This window comes from Fretibacterium fastidiosum (assembly GCF_964642095.1).
In the GTDB taxonomy this organism is placed as follows: Bacteria; Synergistota; Synergistia; order Synergistales; family Aminobacteriaceae; genus Fretibacterium; species Fretibacterium fastidiosum.
Genome location: NZ_OZ209244.1, coordinates 1128230 through 1148383, shown reverse-complemented (window position 1 = coordinate 1148383; position 20154 = coordinate 1128230). Strand labels below are relative to the sequence as shown.

Sequence of the window (20154 nt, the reverse complement as noted above, 5' to 3'; positions counted from 1 at the left end):
ATGAAAAAATTTTTGCTCCTGCTCCTGCTGGCGCCGGTCTGGGCCGCGCCCCTGGCGGAGGCGGCAACGAAAACCGTCTCTTCCGAGGGCGACCTTAAAACCGCTCTCCTGAGCCTCGCGTCGGAGGACATCACGGAGATCGTCGTCAATTCCGACATCACGCTGACCGGTGCGCTTCCGGAGGTTTCGCCGGACGCGGACCTCACCATCAAAAAAGGGACAGCGGAGACGATCGACGGCGCTACCAAGCCAATCTTCAAGGTGATGAAGGGGAAGGTGACCTTTCAGGGCCTGACCCTGACAAAAGGCAACGGAGCCGTCTATGCCGCGAACGGGACCGACGTGAAGTTCGACGCCGTGACCTTCACGGGCAACTCCGCAACGGGTGATGGCGGGGCCGTCAAGGTTGACGGGGGCGCCAAGGCGGAGTTCACCGGCGGGACGAAATTCCAGAACAACAGCGCGGCGAACGGCGGGGCCGTCCATGCCGCGAACGGGGCCGACGTGAAGTTCGACGCCGTGACCTTCGACGGCAACAAGGCAACGGGCAACGGCGGCGCCGTCTACCTCGAGACGGGAGGAAAGGCCGCCTTTGCCAACGACCTCCTCTTCGAGAATAACACCGCAACAGGCGGCGGCGCGTTGTACGTCTTCAAGGGCACGGACGCGACGTTCTCGGCAAAGAGCACGTTCAGGCTCAACTCCGCGAAGGACGGCGGCGCGATCTACGTCAATTCCGACGTCCTGACCCTGCCGGAGGGCGTCGTGCTGACGGCCAACGACGCGGCGGAGTACGGCGGGGCCGTCGCCCTCGGCCCTACAGCGACGGTCCGCTTCGCTAACAAGGAAATCACAAGGAACCACGCCAAAAACGGCGGGGCCGTCCACGCCCCCGCCGGCTCCAAACTGGAGTTCACGAGCGACTTCTCCTTCGCCAACAACAGCGCCGACGAGGGCGGGGCCGTCTACGCGCAGGCCCTGACGCTCGACCCCGAAAGCCACAAGCTGACCTTCGATAACAACCGCTCCAGGGGGAAGGGCGGCGCGGTCTACGTTTCCGATAGCGTCATCGTCAACGGAAACGTGACGTTCCAGAACAACGGGTCGGGCGGTATGGGAGGCGCGGTCTACAGCGCCAAAGACGTCACGACGCAGAAAGCCGCCTTCACGAGGAACACGGCGGGGGGCAGTGGGGGCGCGGTCTACGCGGAGGGGGCCGTCAAGGGCACCGGCTCCACCTTTCAAGCCAACCAGGCAGCCCTCGACGGCGGCGCGATCTACGCAACGGGGGCAACCGCGCTCGATGAATGCAGTTTTCTGGAGAACAAAACCACGCGTGGCCCCGGCGGCGCGATCCGCACCGATAACGCCGGGACGAACGTCCGGTCCTGCACCTTCAAGGACAACGTTTCCGGCACCAACGGCGGCGCGGTCTTCCTCGACGGCGGCGCTGGCGCCAGTTCCTTCAGAAAGGTCTGCTTTGACAAGAACATAGCGCCTGCCGGTGGCGGCGCCATCTCCTGTGGTGGCACCGGCACCAACACGATAGAGGTATCGGACTCGGCGTTCCTCAACAACACCGCGGGAGGGAGCCAGGGTGGGGCCCTGAACCTGGCCGGCGCCCAGGCCACCGTGGTGCGCTCCACGTTTGAGGCCAACGAGTGCGCGACGGGTAACGGGGGCGCGATCTTCAGCGCGGCTGCGCTTTCCCGAATCGCCAACTGCACCTTCTTCGACAACCAGGCCGGCAGCTCAGGCGAGGGCGGCGCAGTCACCCTCGATGGCACCGATAACGAGCGCACGGCGCTCTTCTACAACACCTTCGTCGGCAACAAGGCCGGCGGCAACGGCGGCGGCCTCTACACCAGGGTGGCGGTCCGCATGATGGGCAACGTCCTCGTGGGGAACAACGCCCCTGCCACCCACGGGGCCGACGTGTTCTCCGCCGGAAGCCGAAAGATCACCTCCCTGGGCTATAACGTCATGCACGTTTTCGGGACGCAGGGCGGCAGCGGCCCCATCGACGTCTCCGGCCTCTGGACGGACTACGTCGGACCGGCCAGCGAGAGCGTCAATGAGGACAGCATCGATGCCCAAAACACCCCGGCAGCCTTCTTCGGCGCGGACCCCAAACTGACGGAAAGTAACGTCAAGGTCGGCGCGGCGTCCCATCCCCTCAAGGTGCTCGTCCCCTCCAACCCGCCCAACAAGCTGCTGGATCGTATTCCAAACCGCTACGCCAGCAGCCGCTTCGTCATTTATTTCTCCGGAATCCCCAATGCCGACGGGGGTAAAACGCACACGGATGAGCGCGGTCAGGACCGTGACACTTCCTCGGTGGGAGACAACGACATCGGCGCCTACGAGCGCGGAACGGGTGGGTCCCCCAGCGATCCGGACAACCCGGGCGTCGTGGGCGGCCTGGCCACCATCCGCATCAGTGGCATCCCCAACACGCTGACGTCCATCGGCCAGACCGCCAGCCTGATCGCCGAAGCCTACGACCAGGGCGGCAAGAGGATCGCCGCCCCCGTGCCGGTCACCTGGAGCAGCAGCAACACGGGCGTGGTGCACATCGACGACAACGGCAACCTGGTGGCCCTGAGCCTGGGCACGACGGTCATCCGCGCCACGACGAAGTCGAACGCCATGAGCGGCTCCCCCGCCACGGACTCGGTCACCCTCACCGTGGAGAAGGACGTTTCGGACTACCTGAACATCCACCCGCGCATCTGGCAACAGCTGGGCATCTACAACGAGGCGGCTGCGTCGAGCGGCAGCACCCTAGCCTTTGCCGACGTGGACCCCGCCCTGGTGAAGGCCGGAGCGTTTCAGACGGCCTTTCGCGGCGCCTGGTCCACCAGCGCCAGCCAGATCACGAAGTTGGGGGCCTCCGCGCCCATCGCCGTCAAGTCCGCCAGCGGCTTCTCCATCGACGGCTACACGGCAGAGAAGCCCGGCGCGTCCCTGACCCTCGGCGGGCGCAAAAAGGGCGAGGTGCTGGCCCTGCTGTACCGGTGGAGCTTCAGCTGGGAGACGCTCTCGAAGCTCCTGGGGCGCAAGGTGACGGAGGCCCCATCGGTCTCTGAGCTCTTCAAGGCCCTCAGGGTGGACTTCGTCCCCGCAGCGGGGGCGACCGGCTGGAACGTCGTCGGCGCCGGAGGCGTCAGCGCTCGGGACGCAGCGGCAAAGGGCGCTCTGAAGCTCGTTCGCGGGAACAACGGCGTCACCGTCGCCCTGAGGGCGTACCTGGCCAACGTGGGCGGCGCGGCCCCCAGCGGCGCACGGCTGATGAACGGCCTGCTGGTGGTGCCGGACGGGACGGCGGACGCCTCCGTCGGCGGCACGATGTGGATCTCCCAGAAGGCCGCCTCGTCGGGCGGCGGTTCCAAGGGGAACGGGGAGGGAGGCGGCGGCTGCAGCCTCGGCCTCGTCGGGGCCCTCGGCCTTGCGCTTGCCGGAGGGGTCCTCCTGAGGCGGCGCTGACCCGACCCTTCAACGGCGCGGCGGGCAGGCGTCGGGCCTGCGGGACGGCAGCGGGCTCCCCGGTCCGCTGCCCGTTCCTCCCGGCGCGTCCCGTGGGTTATAATGTTGCACGTTGACACGGGAGGGATGGCTTATGGCAAAACCAATTGAGGCCGACGTGGTGCTGTCGTGCGGGGAGCACCTGCCGGCCGTTGACGTGTGGATGGTCATCGACGTCCTGCGAGCCACCACGGTGATCGTGCGCTGGTTCGAGCTGGGCGGGGGCGACCTGTTCCCCGTCGGCTCCGTGGAGGCGGCACGGCGCCTGGCGCGTGCCCTGGCGAGCGAGGGGGCCGCACCCCTGCTGATGGGCGAGGAGAACGGCATCCCGCCCCAGGGTTTCGACCTCGGCAACTCGCCGCTGGACCTGACCCGCGACCTCATCCGGGAACGCCCCCGCGCCGTCATGGCCACGACCAACGGCACAGGAGCCCTCCTGAGCGCCGCCGCGACGGGGGTCCCCGTCGTCGTCGCCTGCGCGCGCAACGCCGCCGCCGCCCTGGACTGCGCGCTCTCCCTGGGGTCCCGCATCGGTGTCCTCTGCGCCGGGCGTAAGCGCCGCCCCGCCTGGGACGACACGATATGCGCCGGGGTCATCCTGGAGGAGCTCACCCGGCGCGCCCCGGACCTCCTGCTGGCGGACAGCGCCCGCCTGGCCCTCCTGACGTGGCGCACCAGTGGCGGCAAGCTCCTGAGCTCCATGCGGACCGCGGACCACTCCGTCTTTCTGAACAAGATCGGCTACGGGCCGGACGTCTCCTTCGCCTGCGAGATCGACGCGACCTCCGTGGTCCCCGTGCTGCACGAGGAGCCCCATGAAGGCGAAATGCGGGCCGTGCTGCGCAACGCGCAGGGCATTCCGCGCCCCGCGCCGGAGCCCCCGTCGCCCCCCTCCGCCGAGCCGGCCCCGAAGCCCCTTCGGGACCCGGACCCCTTCGAGGGACTGCTGCGCTACGCGCAGGACGGAAACGAGGCCCCGCGGTACTTCTTCCTCGGCGGCGCGCGCCGGGCGGTGGGGAAGAAGATGGACATGGTGCTGAAGGAGGAGGAAAGACGATGAGGACGCTCTACCTGGACTGCTTCGCCGGCGCGGCGGGGGACATGATCGTCGGCGCGCTGCTGAACCTGGTGCCCTCCCCCTCCGTCCTGCGGGACGGATTGAAGAAGGTGACGGCGCTGGCGCCGGAGGAGTACGAGCTCGTCATCGAGGAGGGCGTGAAGAACGGCATCGCCGGCATCAACTTCGACGTCATCCTGCCCGGCACGCCCCACGACGGGGGAGAGGGGGACGGCGGACACCGGGAGCAGGAGCCCGCGCACGACGGGCACGGGCACGGGCACGGGCACGTACACCGCCACCTGGCCGACGTCGAGGCGCTGATCGCGGGGAGCGGGCTGAGCGACCGGGTGAAGCGCGAGGCCCTGCGGGCCTTCTCCCTCCTGGCTCAGGCGGAGGCCAGGGTCCACGGCGTCAGGCCGGACCAGGTCCACTTTCACGAGGTCGGCGCGGTGGACTCCATCATCGACATCGTGGGGACCTTCATCCTGATGGACTTTCTGGGGTGGCCGCGGGTGATCTCCTCCCCCATCAACACGGGGTCGGGGACCGTGCGCTGCGCCCACGGCGTGCTGCCCGTGCCGGCCCCGGCGACGGAGGTCCTGCTGCACGGGCTGCCCGTGTTCGCCGAAGGGGACCCCATGGAGCGCACCACGCCCACCGGCGCGCTCCTGATCGGGATGCTGGCGGACGGCTTCGGCCCCATCCCCCCCGGCCGCATCACGGCGTCCGGCTTCGGGCTGGGGAACCGCACGACGCCCGACATGCCGAACGTCCTGCGCGCGCTCCTGATGGAGTCCGGCGCGGAGGACGACGGCCTGGTGCGCGAGCGCCTGGCGCTTTTGGAGTGCAACATCGACGACATGAACCCCCAGGACTTCGAGCCCGTGAGCGAGAAGCTGTTCCACGACGGGGCCCTCGACGTCTGGACGGAGCCCATCTACATGAAGAAGAACCGACCCGCCGTCCGCTTCTGCTGTCTGGCGGCCCCGGAGCAGGCGAAGGGCCTCTCCCTGACCATGCTGCGGGAGACCACCTCCCAGGGCGTGCGCCGGATCGACGTGACGCGCGAACGGCTGAACTGGAGGATCGATCGCGTCTCCACCATGCTGGGGGAGCTGAACGTCAAGACGGCCCTCATCGGCGACACCCCCCTGCGTCGGACGCCGGAGTACGAGGACCTGAAGCGGCTCGCGATCCAACACGGGCTCCCCATCACGGAGATCCGGCGCCGCATCGCGGGGGAAATGCAGCCGTAGGCTGGGCGGCCCCGCCGCAAATTGTTCTGCATTGGAGGCTTAAGGCATGGGTTTTCAACTGCACCTGATCGTCGCGTTTCTGCTGGTCGTGTCCGTCGCCCTGAACGTCCTGCTCCTGACGCGCCGCCGCGGGCCGGAGAGGGCCCGCTCCGTGCGCACCGCCGTCATGGACGCCATCCGGAACGTCAGCGAGCTGGCCACGGTCCGCGCGCGCTTTTTGTCCCGCGTTGACTTTCGGGGGGCGCTGGACATCCCCATCCTGAGGCACCTCCCCGGAACGACGCGGAAGCTCCTCATGTGCTACAGCGGGGACATCGTCTGCGGCTGTGACCTGTCCGAGGTCCGGATATCGGAGCGGTTCGGCGTGAACCGCGTCCGCATCACGATCCCCCACAGCCGCATCACGCACATCGCCCCGGACGCCTCGAGCTACGAGGTCTACGACCAGACCAACGGCCTCTTCAACCCCATCCGGCTGGACGACCAGAACCGCGAGGTGGCGGCGGACCTGGAGACGGTGCGCCAGCACGTGATGCGGGACGGGGTCATCCTGAAGCGCGCCGACGAGAACGTCAAGCGCCTCCTGGGGGCCATCATGAAGTCCACGGGCGTGGACGCGGAGATCGTGTTCCACGACGAGCCGGAGGGGGTGGCGCTCATCGGGGAGAGAACCGAGGCCATCGAGGCCCCCGTCGAGATGCTGGACCTCACCGGGAAGCCGGAGCGGTCCGATCCCGCCGCGGCGGCCGAGCGCCCGGCGGGCGCCGAGACAAACCAGCGCCCATCGAGCTGCCCATGAGGCCGCTTGCTCCCGTGCGGCGGGGTGCAGAAAATCCGTGGCGCGGTGGGGGGAGCTGACATGCTGACCAAAATAACGTTTGAAAGGTTTACCGCGTTTGAAAAACTGGAGGTTTCGTTTTCTCCTGGGATCAACGTCTTTATCGGGGAAAACGGGACCGGAAAGACCCATATCCTCAAGGCTGCCTACGCCGCCTGCGACATCGCCAAAAGCGGAAAAAGCTTCGCAGAAAAGATCAACAACGTGTTTTATCCGTCGGGCAAGCAGATTGGCCGGTTGGTGAAGCGCTCTGCGGGAAGCAGCAAGGGGACCGTCGAGGTGAGCCGGCAGCTTGAACGAGGGTCGGTGAGCCTTGCGATGTCGCTTTCCAACCATACAGACCGACCCCAAAATGCCGCCGTATCGGGCCTTAAGGCGTGGACGGAAGCGCCCCTTGAAGCGGCTTATATCCCTGTAAAGGACATGATGGCCAACGCGCCGGGGTTCCGCTCCCTCTACGACGAGAGGGAGATTCACTTTGAAGAAATCTACGTGGACATTATCCGCAAGGCATTTCTTCCGTCGCTGAAAGGTCCTGTGGACAAACAACGAAGGGGGCTGCTCAACAAGCTGCAAAAAGCCATGGAGGGTAAGGTGACCGTCAAACAGGAAGAGTTTTTCCTGGAAAGCCAACAGGGCAAACTTGAGTTTACGCTGCTGGCGGAGGGCCTCAGAAAGTTGGGACTGCTGTGGACCTTGATTCAGAACGGCACGCTCCTGAACGGCTCCGCGTTGTTTTGGGACGAGCCGGAGGCCAACCTGAACCCAAAGCTGATGAGGCCAATCATCGATATTCTTCTGGAGCTTCAGCGCACGGGGGTGCAGATATTCCTGGCAACCCACGACTACGTGCTCCTCAAGGAGCTTGACCTCCAGGTGAAAAACGACGACAAGGTCCTCTTTCACAGTTTGTATCGGTCGAGGGACACCGGCGAGATCGAAGTGACTTCGACCGACGATTACGTGAAGCTCTCTCCAAGCGCCATCGACGACACCTTTGGCAGTCTGGTCACCCGTGAAATCCAGAAGGACATGAAGGATGGAAAGGCATGATCTTACAGGAGGGAGCGCTTCGATTCGATTTTTCCGGAGCCCTGGAGGCCTTTAAGTTCGATGAGCAGGACAAAACGTCGCCGACCTGTCATGGCCTGTCCCACTGCATGAAAGCGGTTGATTTCGTCGTCGAGTACGCGGACCATTATCTGTTCGTCGAGGTTAAAGACCCACGGCGTCCCGATCGCTTCGATTCGGAACAAGACGAATCGGCCCTCGTGAAAAGCCTGGTCACGAAATTTCGAGACACCTTTCTCTATCGTTGGGCAGAGGGCAAACTCGACAAGCCCGTTCGTTATCAATGCCTGATCGAACTGGATAACGCCCAGACGCTCCACTTGATGAAACAACTCAAGAATCAGCTGCCGACGAACGGATCGTCTAAAAGATGGCGGCGGCCCCTAGCCCAACTATGCGCTGTCGTCAATCAAGCGACCTGGAACAGGGCTTTTGCGAACGTCCAGGTGAGGCGGGTCGGAAGCGATGCATGAGGCAAGTCCCTGACCATTCCCGAAACAACCGCCCCATAGCCCCCTTGCGGGGGGCCTGAAAAACGCGCGCTCGTCTTTTCGCCTCCCCTGAAAGGGGAGGTGGTTCGCGCCAGCGAACCGGAGGGGTTGGCCCTCAGGCTCAACACCCCCCAGCCCCTGCGGGGCAGCCCCCCTTGCAGGAGGGCCTTTCTTTCCCTTTAGACGCAAATTGGTATCAGTCCACTCCCGGCTCTGCAAAAACAGCTTCTCCAGGTTCAGCGCCTCACCAATCATCGCATCCTTCACCATCGCCTCAGGCATCTTCTGCGTTTAAACGGACCATCCAGCCTGGCAGTGGCATCAGAGCCGCAAGCGTGTCAGCCGCTCCACGCGCTCCTGAATCTCTCCGCGCTTCCCGGCGGGGATGAGCAGGACGAGGTAGTCGCCGCCCATGAGCTTGACGCCGCCGTGGGGGACGATCTCCTCCGCGCCGCGCTTCACCGCGATGATCAGGGACTCGCCGGGCCACTCAAGGTCCGCGATGGTGCGTCCGTCGGCCTGGCTCAGGGGCTCCACGGCGAATTCCGTCAACATGCTGCGCCGGACGGTGTGATCGTCCTGGGGCGAGACGGGCAGCAGGCGCTGAAGGCTCTCGTAGACGGGGGTGGAGCGGCAGAGCTCCGCCACGGTGTAGGAGGTCATGGCCACGATGCCCAGGGGCAGCATGAAGGCGAAGGAGCCCGTCATTTCGCTGATCAGAAGGATGCCCGTCAGGGGGGAGCGGACGATGGAGGAGAAGTGTCCCGTCATGGCCATGAGCGTCAGGGTGAGGACGAACTCCGGCTCCAGGACGCCCGCCGCTACGGCCAACTGTCCCATGGCGTTGCCCACGAGGGAGCCCAGGACCAGGAGGGGAAAGAAGATGCCGCCGGGCAGGCCGCTGCCGAAGGCCAGCACCAGCAGGAGGAGCTTCAGCCCGTAGAGCGCGATCAGGTGCTCCGGGGCGGGGTTGGCCTCCGTGGGGTAGAAGATCATGGGCTCACCGCTGCCGAAGAGCTCCGGCAGGGCAAGACAGAAACCCGCCGTGAGCGCGAAGGGCAGGATGCCCTTCGCGTACCAGGGCAGCCGCAGCCGACCGTAGAGGGCCTTGCCCCACAGGATGCACTTGTTGAAGAACACGCCGCTCAGGCCCGTGGCGGCCCCCAGGAGAAGGATGAGCCAGTAGTCCCTCAGAGGCAGGAGCTCGTGTCCCGCGACGTGCAGCACCGGCTGAAACCCCATGATGGACGCGCCGACGAAGGCCGACGCGAAGGACGCGGCCGTGGCCCCAACCAGCACGATGCCGGAGAAGCTCTTGTGCAGCTCCTCCATCGCGAAGACCACCCCGGCGATGGGGGCGTTGAAGGCCGCGGCCAGGCCCGCTGCCGCGCCGCTCGATATGAGGAAGTTTCGCGCGCTCAAGGGGCGGCGTGCCAGGTCCCCGAACGCCTGCCCCACGGAGGCGCCGATCTGCACGGAGGGCCCCTCCCTCCCCATGGTGAGGCCGCCGCCCAGCGTGAGCAGGCCGCCGATGAACTTGCCGGGCAGCACGCGCCACCACGGGACCCGAAGCCGCCCCGCCAGCTGCGCCGAGACCTGCGGGATGCCGCTGCCTGAGATGAGCGGGGCGAACTTTGTGCAGAGCCCCGCTGCGGCGCCCATCAGGACCATCAGGCAGAGGTAGGGGAGCACCCTCCCCTCCCCCGCGGAGCCCAACAGGGCGTGCAGCCAGCCGCTGACGGTGGAGATGCCGAGGCGGTAGGCCGTGATGACGCCTCCGGCGACGACGCCGATGATGAGCCCGTCGATGAGCAGGCGCAGGCGGAAGTGGCTGCGCCCCCGCACCTCCCTGAGGGTCTGGTCCATGACGCCACCCCCTCAGCGGCAGCCGGGCGTCGGGTTCGCGCCGCGGATCTGCCCGGAGCCCCGGACCATGAACTTGACGGACGTCAACTGCTCGACGCCCATGGGGCCCCGCGCGTGCAGCTTCTGGGTGCTGATGCCCATCTCCGCGCCGAAGCCGAACACGCCGCCGTCCGTGAAGCGCGTGGAGGCGTTGACGTAGACGGCCGCCGCGTCCATCCCCGCGAGAAACCGCTCGGCGTTCGCGTAGCTGTCCGTGACGATGGCCTCGCTGTGCTTCGTCCCGTAGCGTCGGATATGCTCCATGGCCTCGTCCAGATCGCTCACGACGCGGACGGCCAGGATCAGGTCCTCGTACTCCGTCTCCCAGTCCTCCTCCGTGGCTGGCCTGGCGTCGGGCCAGAGGGCCCGGACCTCGGAGTCCCCGCGAAGCTCCACGCCCAGCTCCGCCAGCTCTGCCAGGGCGCGGGGGATGAAGGCGGGGGCCACCTCCCGGTGGACCAAAAGCGTCTCCATGGCGTTGCACACGCCCGGACGCTGGGCCTTGGCATTGACGGCGATGCGGAGTGCCATGTCGAGGTCCGCGGAGGCGTCCACGAAGGTGTGGCAGTTGCCGTCCCCCGTCATGATGCAGGGGACCCGCGCGTTCTCCAGCACGGACTGCTTGAGCCGCCGGCTGCCGCGCGGGATGAGCACGTCCAGCGCCTCGAGGCGCATCAGGGCGATGGAGGCCTCGTGTCCCGGAAGTCGCAGGAGCTGGATGGCCGAGCCCGGCAGGCCGCAGGCGGAGGCCGCGTCCTGAAGGGTCGAGGCGATGGCGGCGTTGGACCGGCCCGCCTCGCGGCCGCCCCGGAGGATGACGGCGTTGCCGGACTTCAGGCACAGCCCCGCCGCGTCGGCCGTCACGTTGGGGCGCGCCTCGTAGATGATGCCGATGACGCCCAGGGGCACGCGCACGCGCGTGATCTCGATGCCCCCCTCCGCGCGCCAGCCGCCGGACGCCGTGCCGATGGGGTCCGGAAGGGCTGCGACCTCTTCGAGGCCGCGGGCCATGCCCTCGATGCGGTCCCCGTCGAGGGCCAGCCGGTCCAACATCGCGCTGGAGAGCCCTCCGCTCCGCGCCTCCTCCAGGTCCTGGGCGTTCTCCTGAAGGATGTGGCCGCTGCGCTGCCGGAGCAGTGCGGCCATGTTCGTGAGGGCGCGGTTCTTCCGCTCCGCCCCGGCCCCGGCGAGCTCTCGCGCAGCCTCCTGCGCGAGGCGCCCCATCCCGTTCAGGACCTCGTCAATCCTCGCTGTGTCCATGATCTCACGTCCGATCCTTTCAACTTGATAACACTGGCACACTCACAAACCAACGTCCGGCACCGAAGGTCAAACGGCAACCCCCTTCCCCCTGCGCGTCCCGACTCGCTCAGTTGCCGATGTGCAGCAGGTTGTCCAGCAGCTGCTCCGTGAGCTGGTCCTTCGTGGACCGATCCTCCGGGCTCCCGCCGCCGGGGCCGGTGGGGAACTTCAGGTTCAGCCGGAACTGGGTGTCGTCCTTCTGCTTCCGCTGGTTCCCGTTGAGGGCGTCCAGCGGCAGGTAGTCCTGCAGGGGCTTGTCGATCTTCAGATTCAGCAGGCGCAGCTCCTGCCAGCTGTTGGACAGGGTGAAGGAGACGTCCTGGAAGTCCCGGCCCCTCAGCCCGATGGCGCGGCCCAGGGCGTCGCGCACCAGGCCCCCGGACAGCCCGCCCGTCATGTACTGGAACACGCCCTTCAGCGCGCCGAGGATCTGGTCCAGCAGCTTGAGGTCGAATCGCCCCTTGCAGACCAGCTTCAGCCCCTTGCCGGGGACGCCCAGGGAGCCGTTGACGGAGAAGTAGCGGTAGAGCGGCTCATCCGGCCCCGCCGTGGCCTGGGACCCCGGATTCAAAAAGAGGTCCGACCCATCCCAGAAGAAGGTCCCCCGGACGTGCTCGAAGCTGATGCGCTTCGTGGGGGAGATCGCGTCGATGAGGTCCATCCCCCTCAGGCAGCCGCTGGAGGTGATGAAGCGCCCCGCGGCGAAGCTCGTGGCCAGGAAGCCGAAGTTCCCCTTCAGGTCCGCCTCCAGGTCCGCGCTGCCCACCAGCTCGCCCTCCGTCAGGAACGGTGCGGCGAGACGGCCCAGGTCCACGTCCCGCGCGGTCAGCCGGCCCTTCCACCGGGAGCCCTTCAGGTCCGCCTCGACGCTCAGGCGGACGACGCCCCCCGCCAGGTCGGCGCTGCCCTCCTTCATCAGGACCTTTCCCCTCCCCGTCAGGACCGTTATCGGGAGGGAGACGTTCGCGACGTCCACCCCGCCCGCGGCCGTGAGCTTCCTCGACGCGACCGTCACCTCGATGGGACCATCCCCCGGCGCCGTGCCCCTTGCGCTCACCGTCGCCGCGCCGGAGACCATGCCCACGGCCTGAGGGGCCACCTCCGCCGCCAGGGCCTCCAGGTCCATCGGCGCCGTCCGCACCGTCCAGGCCCACGCCTTGCCCGCCCGCTTCAGGACGCCCTCCATGGAGAGCGCAAAACTCCCCATCCGCCCGCTGGCCGCCAGGGCGTACCGGCCAGCCGATGGGGACGTGAGCGTGAGGGACGCGGCGTCGATCACCACCTGGTTGACGGAGACGGGGGAGTCCACCTCCAGCGTCAGGGCGGGCCGCGCCAGGGTCCCCTTCAGGGCCAGAGAGCCGTCCAGGGAGCCGCCCAGCGGGGCCCCCTCCAGGAAGCGCTCGGCCAGGGGCCGCAGCGCCAGACCCTTGACGCTCACCGACACGTCCAGGGCGCTGTCCGCCAGGCGCTTCTTCCCCGCCGTGACCCGGCCGCCGCCAGAGAGCAGGGCCGACCCCACCCTGGCCTCCAGCTTCCGGATGGAGAGCTGGGCCGCGCTCCCGCCCGCCTCCAGCGTCGCCGTCGGGACCTCGACCCCCCAGGCCCGCACCCCCTCCGCCCGGAGGCTCGCCTGAAGGGATGCCGTCTGGAGCTCGCCCTTCACGCTGAGGCGGCCCCGCACCGTCCCCGCCACCGGGACGGAGGGCGCGAGGTCCTTCAGCAGGCGGGCCAGGTCCAGCGCCGGAACGGAGGCCGAGAGGTCCAGCCGCGGGGAGCCCGGCGCGAAGGTCACGTCGCCCCGCAGGGACACGGCGCCCCCCGGCAGGCTCACCCGCGTCTCCGGCAGGGAGAGGCGCCCCGCCGCGTAGGTGGCCGTGACGTCCAGGTTCCCCAGGGGGACGTTCGCCGCCCGGTTGTTCCGCCCCCTCAGGCGGACCGTCGCACGGGGGTCCTCGAGGCTTCCTTCCACCGCCGCCTCCAGGTCGCAGAGGCCCCGAAGCTGCCCCGCCAGCTGAGGGAAGGCGCGAGGGTCCAGGTCCCGGAGGCCGGCCCGGAGCGACAGGGTCCGATCCCCCAGGTTCGCCGCGCCGGAGGCGGAGAGGGAGGCGGAGCCCAGCCGCGCCGTCAGGGAGTCCAGGCTCGCCCATCCCCTTCGCCAGCGGAGGTCCGCCTGAAGGTCCGACAGATCGAGGCCCGCTGCGGAGAGCCTCTCCGACGCGAACCGGCCGGAGACGGAGAGGTCCTCCGCCAGCCTCAGGGTGACGGTGGCCCGGCCCGAAAGCCGGTGTTCGGCCAACGCCGGCAGCGCGGCGGCGGCGCTGGACAGGTCGGCGTTCACCACGGAGAGGATCAGCCGGGGCAGGAGCCTCCCCTCCCTCTCCGCCACCTCGCCGCGCCCGAAGAGCTTGCCGCCGAACACCTCCCCGCTGCAGGAGACCCTGGGGGCCTCCCCGGACCTCAGGCGGGCGTCCAGGGTCAGCCCCCGCACCAGGCGCCGGCCCGCCGCGGAGACTTCCGGGAGGCGCGCCGCGAGGCGCCCCTCCCACTTCTCCAGGCCTCCGGCGAGGTCGAAGCTCACCAGCCCCCCCTCGCCCTCCAGCCCCGCGTCAGGGGCCGCGATGCGCCCGATCTCCCTTAGGGAGAGGTTTCGCGCGTCGCCGCGGGCCGCAACGCGCAGCGCCTCCACCCCGCGGCTCAGGTCCGCCGAGGCCTCCAGCCGGACGGAGGACGCCGCCGTCCGGAGCTCGCCCCCCGCCACCGACAGGACCCCGCCGGCCCAGTGCCAGGGCACTCGCAGGGAGAGGGGAACGTCCGCCACCGCGCCCTTCTGGAGGGTGAGCACCCCCTCGGCGCTCACGTCCCCGGAGGCCGTCCGGACCTGAAGCCGCCCGTGCAGAAGGCCGGAGGCCGAAGGAGCGCCGTCGGGGGCCAGGGCCATGAGGGGCGCCAGCGGCAGCGCCGACAGGTCCGCCCTCAGGTCCACGTCAGGCAGGACCCTGCCCCGAACCACCCCCCGCCCCCCGCCGACGCGGAGGTCGGAGGAGAGGACCTCAAGGGGCTGGAAGCTCAGCCTCCCCCTCAACGCGACGGGCAGGTCCTCAGCCGGGTTCTCCGCCCGCGGCCTGAGGAGGGCGGCGAGGGCCAGGTCCCCCTCCTCCGTCAGGGTCAGCTCGGAGAGGTCGAGGGTCCCCTGGGGAAGGGTCAGGTGCAGGTCCCGCAGGGAGGCCCTCAGGGGATGAACGGCGGCCCGGCCCCCCTCCCCGCTGCCGGCCCAGCGTCCGGCCAGCTCCTGAAGCCCCTCTGCGTCGGCGCTGAGGCCCTGAACCTCAAGGGACCGAACCCACGGCGTCCCCCGGAGGGTCCGTTCCCAGTCCAGGCTGACGGCAGCCCGGTCCAGCGTCAGGTACGTCGCGTCCCCCGACACCAAGGCCAGGCCCCGCACCTCATAGCCCAGGCACAGGGAGCCCTCCACCCCCTCCAGCCTCAGGGCCGGCGTCATGGCGCTGCCGATCCACCGAGCCAGGGGCAGCACGAGCCAGGAGCCCGTGGGCAGCCAGAAGAGCGCCGCGGCCGTCGCCGCAGCCAGAAGGAACAGGGCCGACAGGCCCTTCAAGAACTTTATCAAGATAGAAAGACCTCGCTTCATCCCCCATGAATCCACAGCCGCACGACGGCGAACGGGCGCCGGGGACCGCCCCCCCGGCCACGAACGCGATTATAAAGGAAGCGGGAGGAAAAGTCCTGGAGGCTTTTCCCCATCTTCAAAGACCCATTCAGAAAAACGGGCAGGAAGCCTGGGCCCTTTGCCCTGCAGCCGATGAGCCGCAGGGCCTCTCTTTCAGACCCGGGGCAAAAGATGAGCCTTCGGTCCGTGTGGACGGAATTGTGGACAAGTGGACAACCCGGTGGATATTTTTCCGCGATGCGTTACGACATCGCCGTTCCGCCCCGTAATGTGGATAAGTGGACGGTGTGGAAGAAGCGACGCCGGGGAAAAAATCAAGTCTTGACTTTTTCCGATTTTGACCTCGGCGTCCGACCCTATAATCTCGCGAAAAGCACAAAAGGATTTCTACAAAATCGCAAAATATGGTATAAAGGAAGCGCTGTTTAATCTTCAAAAGTTGTTGAAAGCAATCAAGGAGCATCGAACGGAGGGTATCCTTCAGCACTTCCTTAAATTTTAAAATGGGGCTACGCCCCAATCCCCACGCGCTTCGCGCGGCCTGATGAAGTTTCAGGCACTGAAGGGAGCCTATACGGTTGACAGTTCTCAACGACTTAATCAGTGTTTTCTAAACAGCCCCGTGCGCGCCGGAGAGCGCAAGACCCCGGAGCGCGCACGACCGAACCCTTAAGGAGAAGTGCCCGTGAAAAAGACGCAGAAAAACCAGGCCCCATCAGACGTGCGGAGAATCCAGGGCGGCGCGGGGGCCCGCCGCATCTTCAGCGACGTGGAGCGTCGCTACATCGCGCCGGAGGCCCTGGCCCTGGCCTCGTCGCTCCTGGAGTCCTGGGCCGTCCCCATGGAGACGATGGAGAAGGCCCTCATACAGGCCCTCGTCCTGGGGATGGCCAGCAACTCCGCCACCGACGCCTCCACCCTTCAGAACCTGGTGGACGCCGTGTCGCTGGACCCCACCTTCAGCATCCCGCTCCTGCTGGCGCCCTCCCAGTCTCAGCCAAGCTGGGTGTGCTGATGAGCCCCGCCAGGAGGACGGCGTCCGAAAAGCGCACGGCCCAGGGGCCGGAGGCCGCCGTGGAGAAGACACCCGCGACGAAAAAGCCAGCCGCGAAGCGCACGGCCAGGAAGACGAAGGCCGCCGAAGAGACGACAGCCACGACGAAAGAGCCGACCGAAAAGCGTACGGTCAGGCGCACGAAGACGGCCACGGCGAAGGCGCCAGCCACGAAGCGCGCGGCCAGGAAGACGAAGGCAGACGCGGAGGTCGTTCCGGCAGCGAAGGCGCCAGCCGCGAAGCGCGCAGCCAGGCGCACGAAGGCCGACGCAGAGGTCGTTCCGGCGGCGAAGGCACCGGCCGCGAAGCGCGCAGCCAGGAAGACGAAGGCCGACGCAGAGGTCGTTCCGGCAGCGAAGGCGCCAGCCAGGGCGTCCCGCAGGCGCACCGGCCCCCTCAGCGCCGAGGGGCGGACGCTGATCATCGTGGAGTCCCCGGAGAAGGCCCAGACCATCAACGGCTTTCTGGGGAAGGACTACCTCGTCCGGTCCAGCAAGGGGCACATCCGGGACCTGCCCCGCAGCCGCATGGCCGTCGACATCGAGCACGACTTCAAGCCGGAGTACATCCTGGTCAAGGGCAAGGCCGCCCTGAAGAACGAGCTCCTGGCTCTGGCCCGGAGCGCCGCGAATGTCCTCCTGGCCTCGGACCCGGACCGCGAGGGGGAGGCCATCGCATGGCACCTGGCGGAGGTGCTGGGGGTGGACCTGGCCAGCCGGTGCCGGGTGCGCTTCTACGAGATCACGGCCAACGCCGTGCGGAGCGCGGTGCAGGCGCCGGACTTCATCGACCGGAACCGGGTGGACGCCCAGCAGGCCCGCCGCATCCTGGACCGGCTGGTGGGCTACACGCTGAGCCCCCTCCTCTGGAAGAAGATTCGCTACGGCCTCTCCGCGGGGCGCGTGCAGTCCGTGGCTCTGAACCTGATCTGCCAGCGGGAGCGCGAGATCCAAAAGTTCGTCCCGGACCCCTACTGGGTGGTGACGGTGCGGGCCTCCGCGCCGGGGGACCGCCTCTACGAGCTGAGGGCGGACCGGCTGGACGGGAAGTCCCTGATGAAGGGGACCCTGCCGCTCCTGGTCAAGGACGAGGCCATGGCGGACGAGATCCTGAACGAGGTGCGGAACCACCCCCTGACCGTGTCGGAGTTCCGCCTGCGTGAGAGCCCCCGGGCGGCACCGGCCCCCTTCCGCACCAGCACGCTGCAGCAGGAGGCCTCGCGGCGCCTCGGCATGGTGCCGCGGCGCACGATGCGCGTGGCCCAGGAGCTCTACGAGGGCCTGAACGTCCCCGGACGCGGCGGCGTGGGCCTCATCACCTACATGCGCACGGACAGCCTGAGGCTCTCCGAGGAGGCCCTGGCGCTCTGCCGGGACTTCATCGAGCGGACCTACGGCGCCGAGCGGCTGCCGAAGGCCCCCAACGTCTACGCAGCGCCGGGCCGCAGCCAGGACGCGCACGAGGCGATCCGCCCGACGGACGTGACCCTCACGCCGGAGTCCGTCCGGGACGCGATGTCGCCCGAACAGTTCCGCCTCTACGACATGATCTGGCGCCGGTTCACCGCGTGCCAGATGGCGCCCGCCGTCACGGCGAAGGCCACGCTGCGGGCGGAGGCCGGCCGCGTCGGGCTGAAGCAGGAGGGCGAGAGCCTGGTCTTCGACGGATGGAGCGCGGTGTGGCCCCTGGACCTGAAGGGGGAGCGCCTGGAGCCCGTCGAAGCGGGGACGACCCTGACCCCCATCGACATGACGAAGGAGCAGCGCTTCACGCGCCCGCCGGCCCGCTACTCGGAGGCCACCCTGATCAAGACGCTGGAGGAGAACGGGGTGGGGCGCCCCTCCACCTACGCAACGATCTCCGGCACGCTCGACGTGCGCGGCTACGTGGAGAAGAACGAGGAGAAGCGCTTCTGCCCCACCGCCCTGGGGATGACGGTGGACGACTTCCTGATGCGCTACTTCGACCGCAAGGACCTGTCCTCCATCGTGGACGCGGGCTTCACCGCCCAGATGGAGCGGGAGCTGGACGAGGTGGAGGAGACCCGACGCCGCTGGCTGGACGTGGTGCGGGAGTTCTGGACCGAGTTCTCCCGAACGGTGGAGGAGGCCCAGGGCGCGGAGCGCGTGCCCCTCCCGGAGCCGGAGCCCATCGGCGAGGACTGCCCCGACTGCGGGAAGCCCCTGGTGAAGAAGCGCGGGCGATTCGGGGAGTTCATCGCCTGCAGCGGCTACCCGGAGTGCCGCTACACCCGCGCCATCCTGAAGACCATCGGCGTGTCGTGCCCCAAGTGCGGCGCGGAGCAGGGCGGCACAGTGGTGAAGCGGCGCAGCCGGACCGGCAGGACCTTCTACGGCTGCTCCCGATACCCCGACTGCGACTACACCTCCTGGAACCAGCCGACGGGCGACCGGTGCCCGGAGTGCGGGGCGGACCTCTACCGGCGCGGGCGGACCCGCTTCTGCACCCAGTGCGGCCACAAGGCCGCGGACGACGCGCCCTCCGACGAGTGACGGGACCGAACCGCGCGATGGACGAAAAGGAAGGAGGCCCCATGGACACAGCGTTCACCGTCATCGGCGGCGGGCTCGCGGGATGTGAGGCGGCGTGGCAGCTGGCCCGGCGCGGCCTGCCCGTGCGCCTGTTCGAGATGCGGCCCCTGGCCACGACGCCGGCCCACAGCACGGACCGGCTGGCGGAGGTGGTGTGCAGCAACTCCTTCGGGGCGGACCGGGGTCGAGAGCGCCCCTCGGCGGGGGGCATCCTGAAGGACGAGCTGGCCCTGGGGGGCTCCCTGATCCTGGAGTGCGCCGAGGCCTGCCGCGTGCCCGCGGGCGGAGCGCTGGCCGTGGACCGGGAGCGCTTCTCGGCCCTGGTCACGGAACGGATCGCCGCCCGCCCGGAGATCCAGTTGGTCCGACGGGAGATCACGTCCCTGCCGGAGGGCCCGGCGATCCTCGCCACGGGCCCCCTCACCTCCGCCCCCCTGGCGGACGCCCTGGCCGCGGCGCTGGGCCGCGGGTACGTGGCCTTCTTCGACGCGGCGGCCCCCATCGTCACCCGCGACTCCATCGACATGGAGAGGGCCTACGTCGCGGGGCGGTGGGGCGGGAGCGGGGACTACATCAACTGCCCCATGACGCGGGAGGAGTACCTGGCCTTCCACGACGCGCTGGTCCACGCGGAGCGCGCGCTGCCCCACGACTTCGAGCGGGGGATGTACTTCGAGGGCTGCATCCCCGTCGAGGCGCTGGCGGAGCGGGGCACGGACACCCTGCGCTTCGGCCCCCTCCGTCCGGTGGGGCTGGAGGACCCCCGCCCGGGGCGCGGCGGCCGGGCCTGGGCCGTCGTGCAGCTGCGGCAGGACGACGCCGCGGGGACGCTCTTCAACCTCGTGGGGTTCCAGACCGGGCTGAAGTGGGGGGAGCAGCGGCGCGTGTTCTCCATGATCCCCGGCCTCGAGCGCGCCGAGTTCGTGCGCTTTGGGGTGATGCACCGCAACACCTCCGTCTGCGCGCCCGCCGTGCTGGACCCGTGGCTGCGCCCCGCGCCCACGGGACGCCGTGACCTGTTCCTGGCGGGACAGATCACGGGGGTGGAGGGCTACATGGAGAGCACGGCCATGGGGCTCGCGGCCGGCCTCCACGCCGCCTGCCTGGCGACGGGGCGTCCCCTGCCCAGCTGGCCCGACGAGACGGTCGTCGGGTCCCTGATGCGCTACCTCCGAACCGCGGACCCGGAGCGCTTCCAGCCCATGAACGCCAACCTGGGCATCCTCCCGCCGCTGGAGGGCCGGATACGGGACAAAAAGCTTCGCGCCGCGGCCTGTCGCGACCGCGCCCTGGCCGCCGCCGAGGGCTTCTGGAGGGCCCAGGGCGTCCCCGCGCCTTGACGGCGGAGAGGCCCTGGGACCGGACTTTCAAGGCCTGACCCCGGACGGGGGGACGACGAAGGGCGCGGCGGTCCA

Annotated in this window: 12 protein-coding genes; 9 read left to right on the top strand and 3 right to left on the bottom strand. The window is 68.6% G+C overall.

The window, feature by feature from the left end; translation table 11 throughout:
• The 6 genes from ACK28C_RS05030 (at position 1) to ACK28C_RS05005 (ending at position 8223) form a co-directional block, all read left to right on the top strand.
• A complete protein-coding gene (locus ACK28C_RS05030) occupies positions 1-3486 on the top strand; it encodes a hypothetical protein (RefSeq protein ID WP_409152547.1) in 3486 nt (1161 codons plus the stop codon).
• 133 nt (positions 3487-3619) lie between these two features.
• Entirely contained in the window at positions 3620-4585 is a 966-nt protein-coding gene (locus tag ACK28C_RS05025) for a 2-phosphosulfolactate phosphatase (RefSeq protein WP_409152546.1), read from the top strand.
• Complete coding sequence (gene larC, locus ACK28C_RS05020; RefSeq protein ID WP_409152545.1) at positions 4582-5841, top strand: nickel pincer cofactor biosynthesis protein LarC; 1260 nt, start codon at positions 4582-4584, stop codon at positions 5839-5841. Before ACK28C_RS05025 ends, larC begins: the two co-directional genes overlap by 4 nt.
• Positions 5842-5887: 46 nt before the next feature.
• The gene (locus ACK28C_RS05015) at positions 5888-6640 is read left to right on the top strand and encodes a DUF4230 domain-containing protein (RefSeq protein WP_409152544.1); all 753 of its coding nucleotides are present in this window, start codon (positions 5888-5890) and stop codon (positions 6638-6640) included.
• Positions 6641-6700: 60 nt separating this feature from the next.
• Positions 6701-7732: an AAA family ATPase gene (locus ACK28C_RS05010; protein ID WP_409152543.1), complete on the top strand. Its 1032-nt coding sequence runs from the start codon at positions 6701-6703 to the stop codon at positions 7730-7732.
• A complete protein-coding gene (locus ACK28C_RS05005) occupies positions 7729-8223 on the top strand; it encodes a hypothetical protein (RefSeq protein ID WP_409152542.1) in 495 nt (164 codons plus the stop codon). Before ACK28C_RS05010 ends, ACK28C_RS05005 begins: the two co-directional genes overlap by 4 nt.
• Positions 8224-8562: 339 nt before the next feature.
• Here ACK28C_RS05005 and ACK28C_RS05000 read toward each other — a convergent pair whose 3' ends face one another.
• The 3 genes from ACK28C_RS05000 to ACK28C_RS04990 all read right to left on the bottom strand — a co-directional run bounded on the left by ACK28C_RS05000 (position 8563) and on the right by ACK28C_RS04990 (position 15073).
• Positions 8563-10107, bottom strand: a complete 1545-nt coding sequence (locus ACK28C_RS05000) for a chloride channel protein (RefSeq protein WP_409152541.1) — start codon at positions 10105-10107, stop codon at positions 8563-8565.
• Positions 10108-10119: 12 nt separating this feature from the next.
• Entirely contained in the window at positions 10120-11406 is a 1287-nt protein-coding gene (locus ACK28C_RS04995; RefSeq protein ID WP_409152540.1) for a glutamate-5-semialdehyde dehydrogenase, read from the bottom strand.
• A 109-nt stretch (positions 11407-11515) separates the two neighbouring features.
• Entirely contained in the window at positions 11516-15073 is a 3558-nt protein-coding gene (locus tag ACK28C_RS04990) for a hypothetical protein (RefSeq protein WP_409152539.1), read from the bottom strand.
• Positions 15074-15818: 745 nt separating this feature from the next.
• Between ACK28C_RS04990 and ACK28C_RS04985 the strand changes: the two genes are divergently transcribed.
• From ACK28C_RS04985 to trmFO, 3 genes are read left to right on the top strand one after another with little or no spacing between them, the layout of a single operon-like run.
• Complete coding sequence (locus ACK28C_RS04985) at positions 15819-16148, top strand: hypothetical protein (protein WP_208873550.1); 330 nt, start codon at positions 15819-15821, stop codon at positions 16146-16148.
• Positions 16148-18700 (top strand): type I DNA topoisomerase, encoded by a 2553-nt coding sequence (gene topA / locus ACK28C_RS04980; protein ID WP_409152638.1) that lies wholly within the window; start codon positions 16148-16150, stop codon positions 18698-18700. The genes ACK28C_RS04985 and topA overlap by 1 nt, the downstream gene beginning before the upstream one ends.
• A gap of 41 nt (positions 18701-18741) precedes the next feature.
• Positions 18742-20079 (top strand): methylenetetrahydrofolate--tRNA-(uracil(54)-C(5))-methyltransferase (FADH(2)-oxidizing) TrmFO, encoded by a 1338-nt coding sequence (trmFO, locus tag ACK28C_RS04975; RefSeq protein WP_409152538.1) that lies wholly within the window; start codon positions 18742-18744, stop codon positions 20077-20079.
• The last annotated feature ends 75 nt before the right edge of the window (positions 20080-20154 follow it).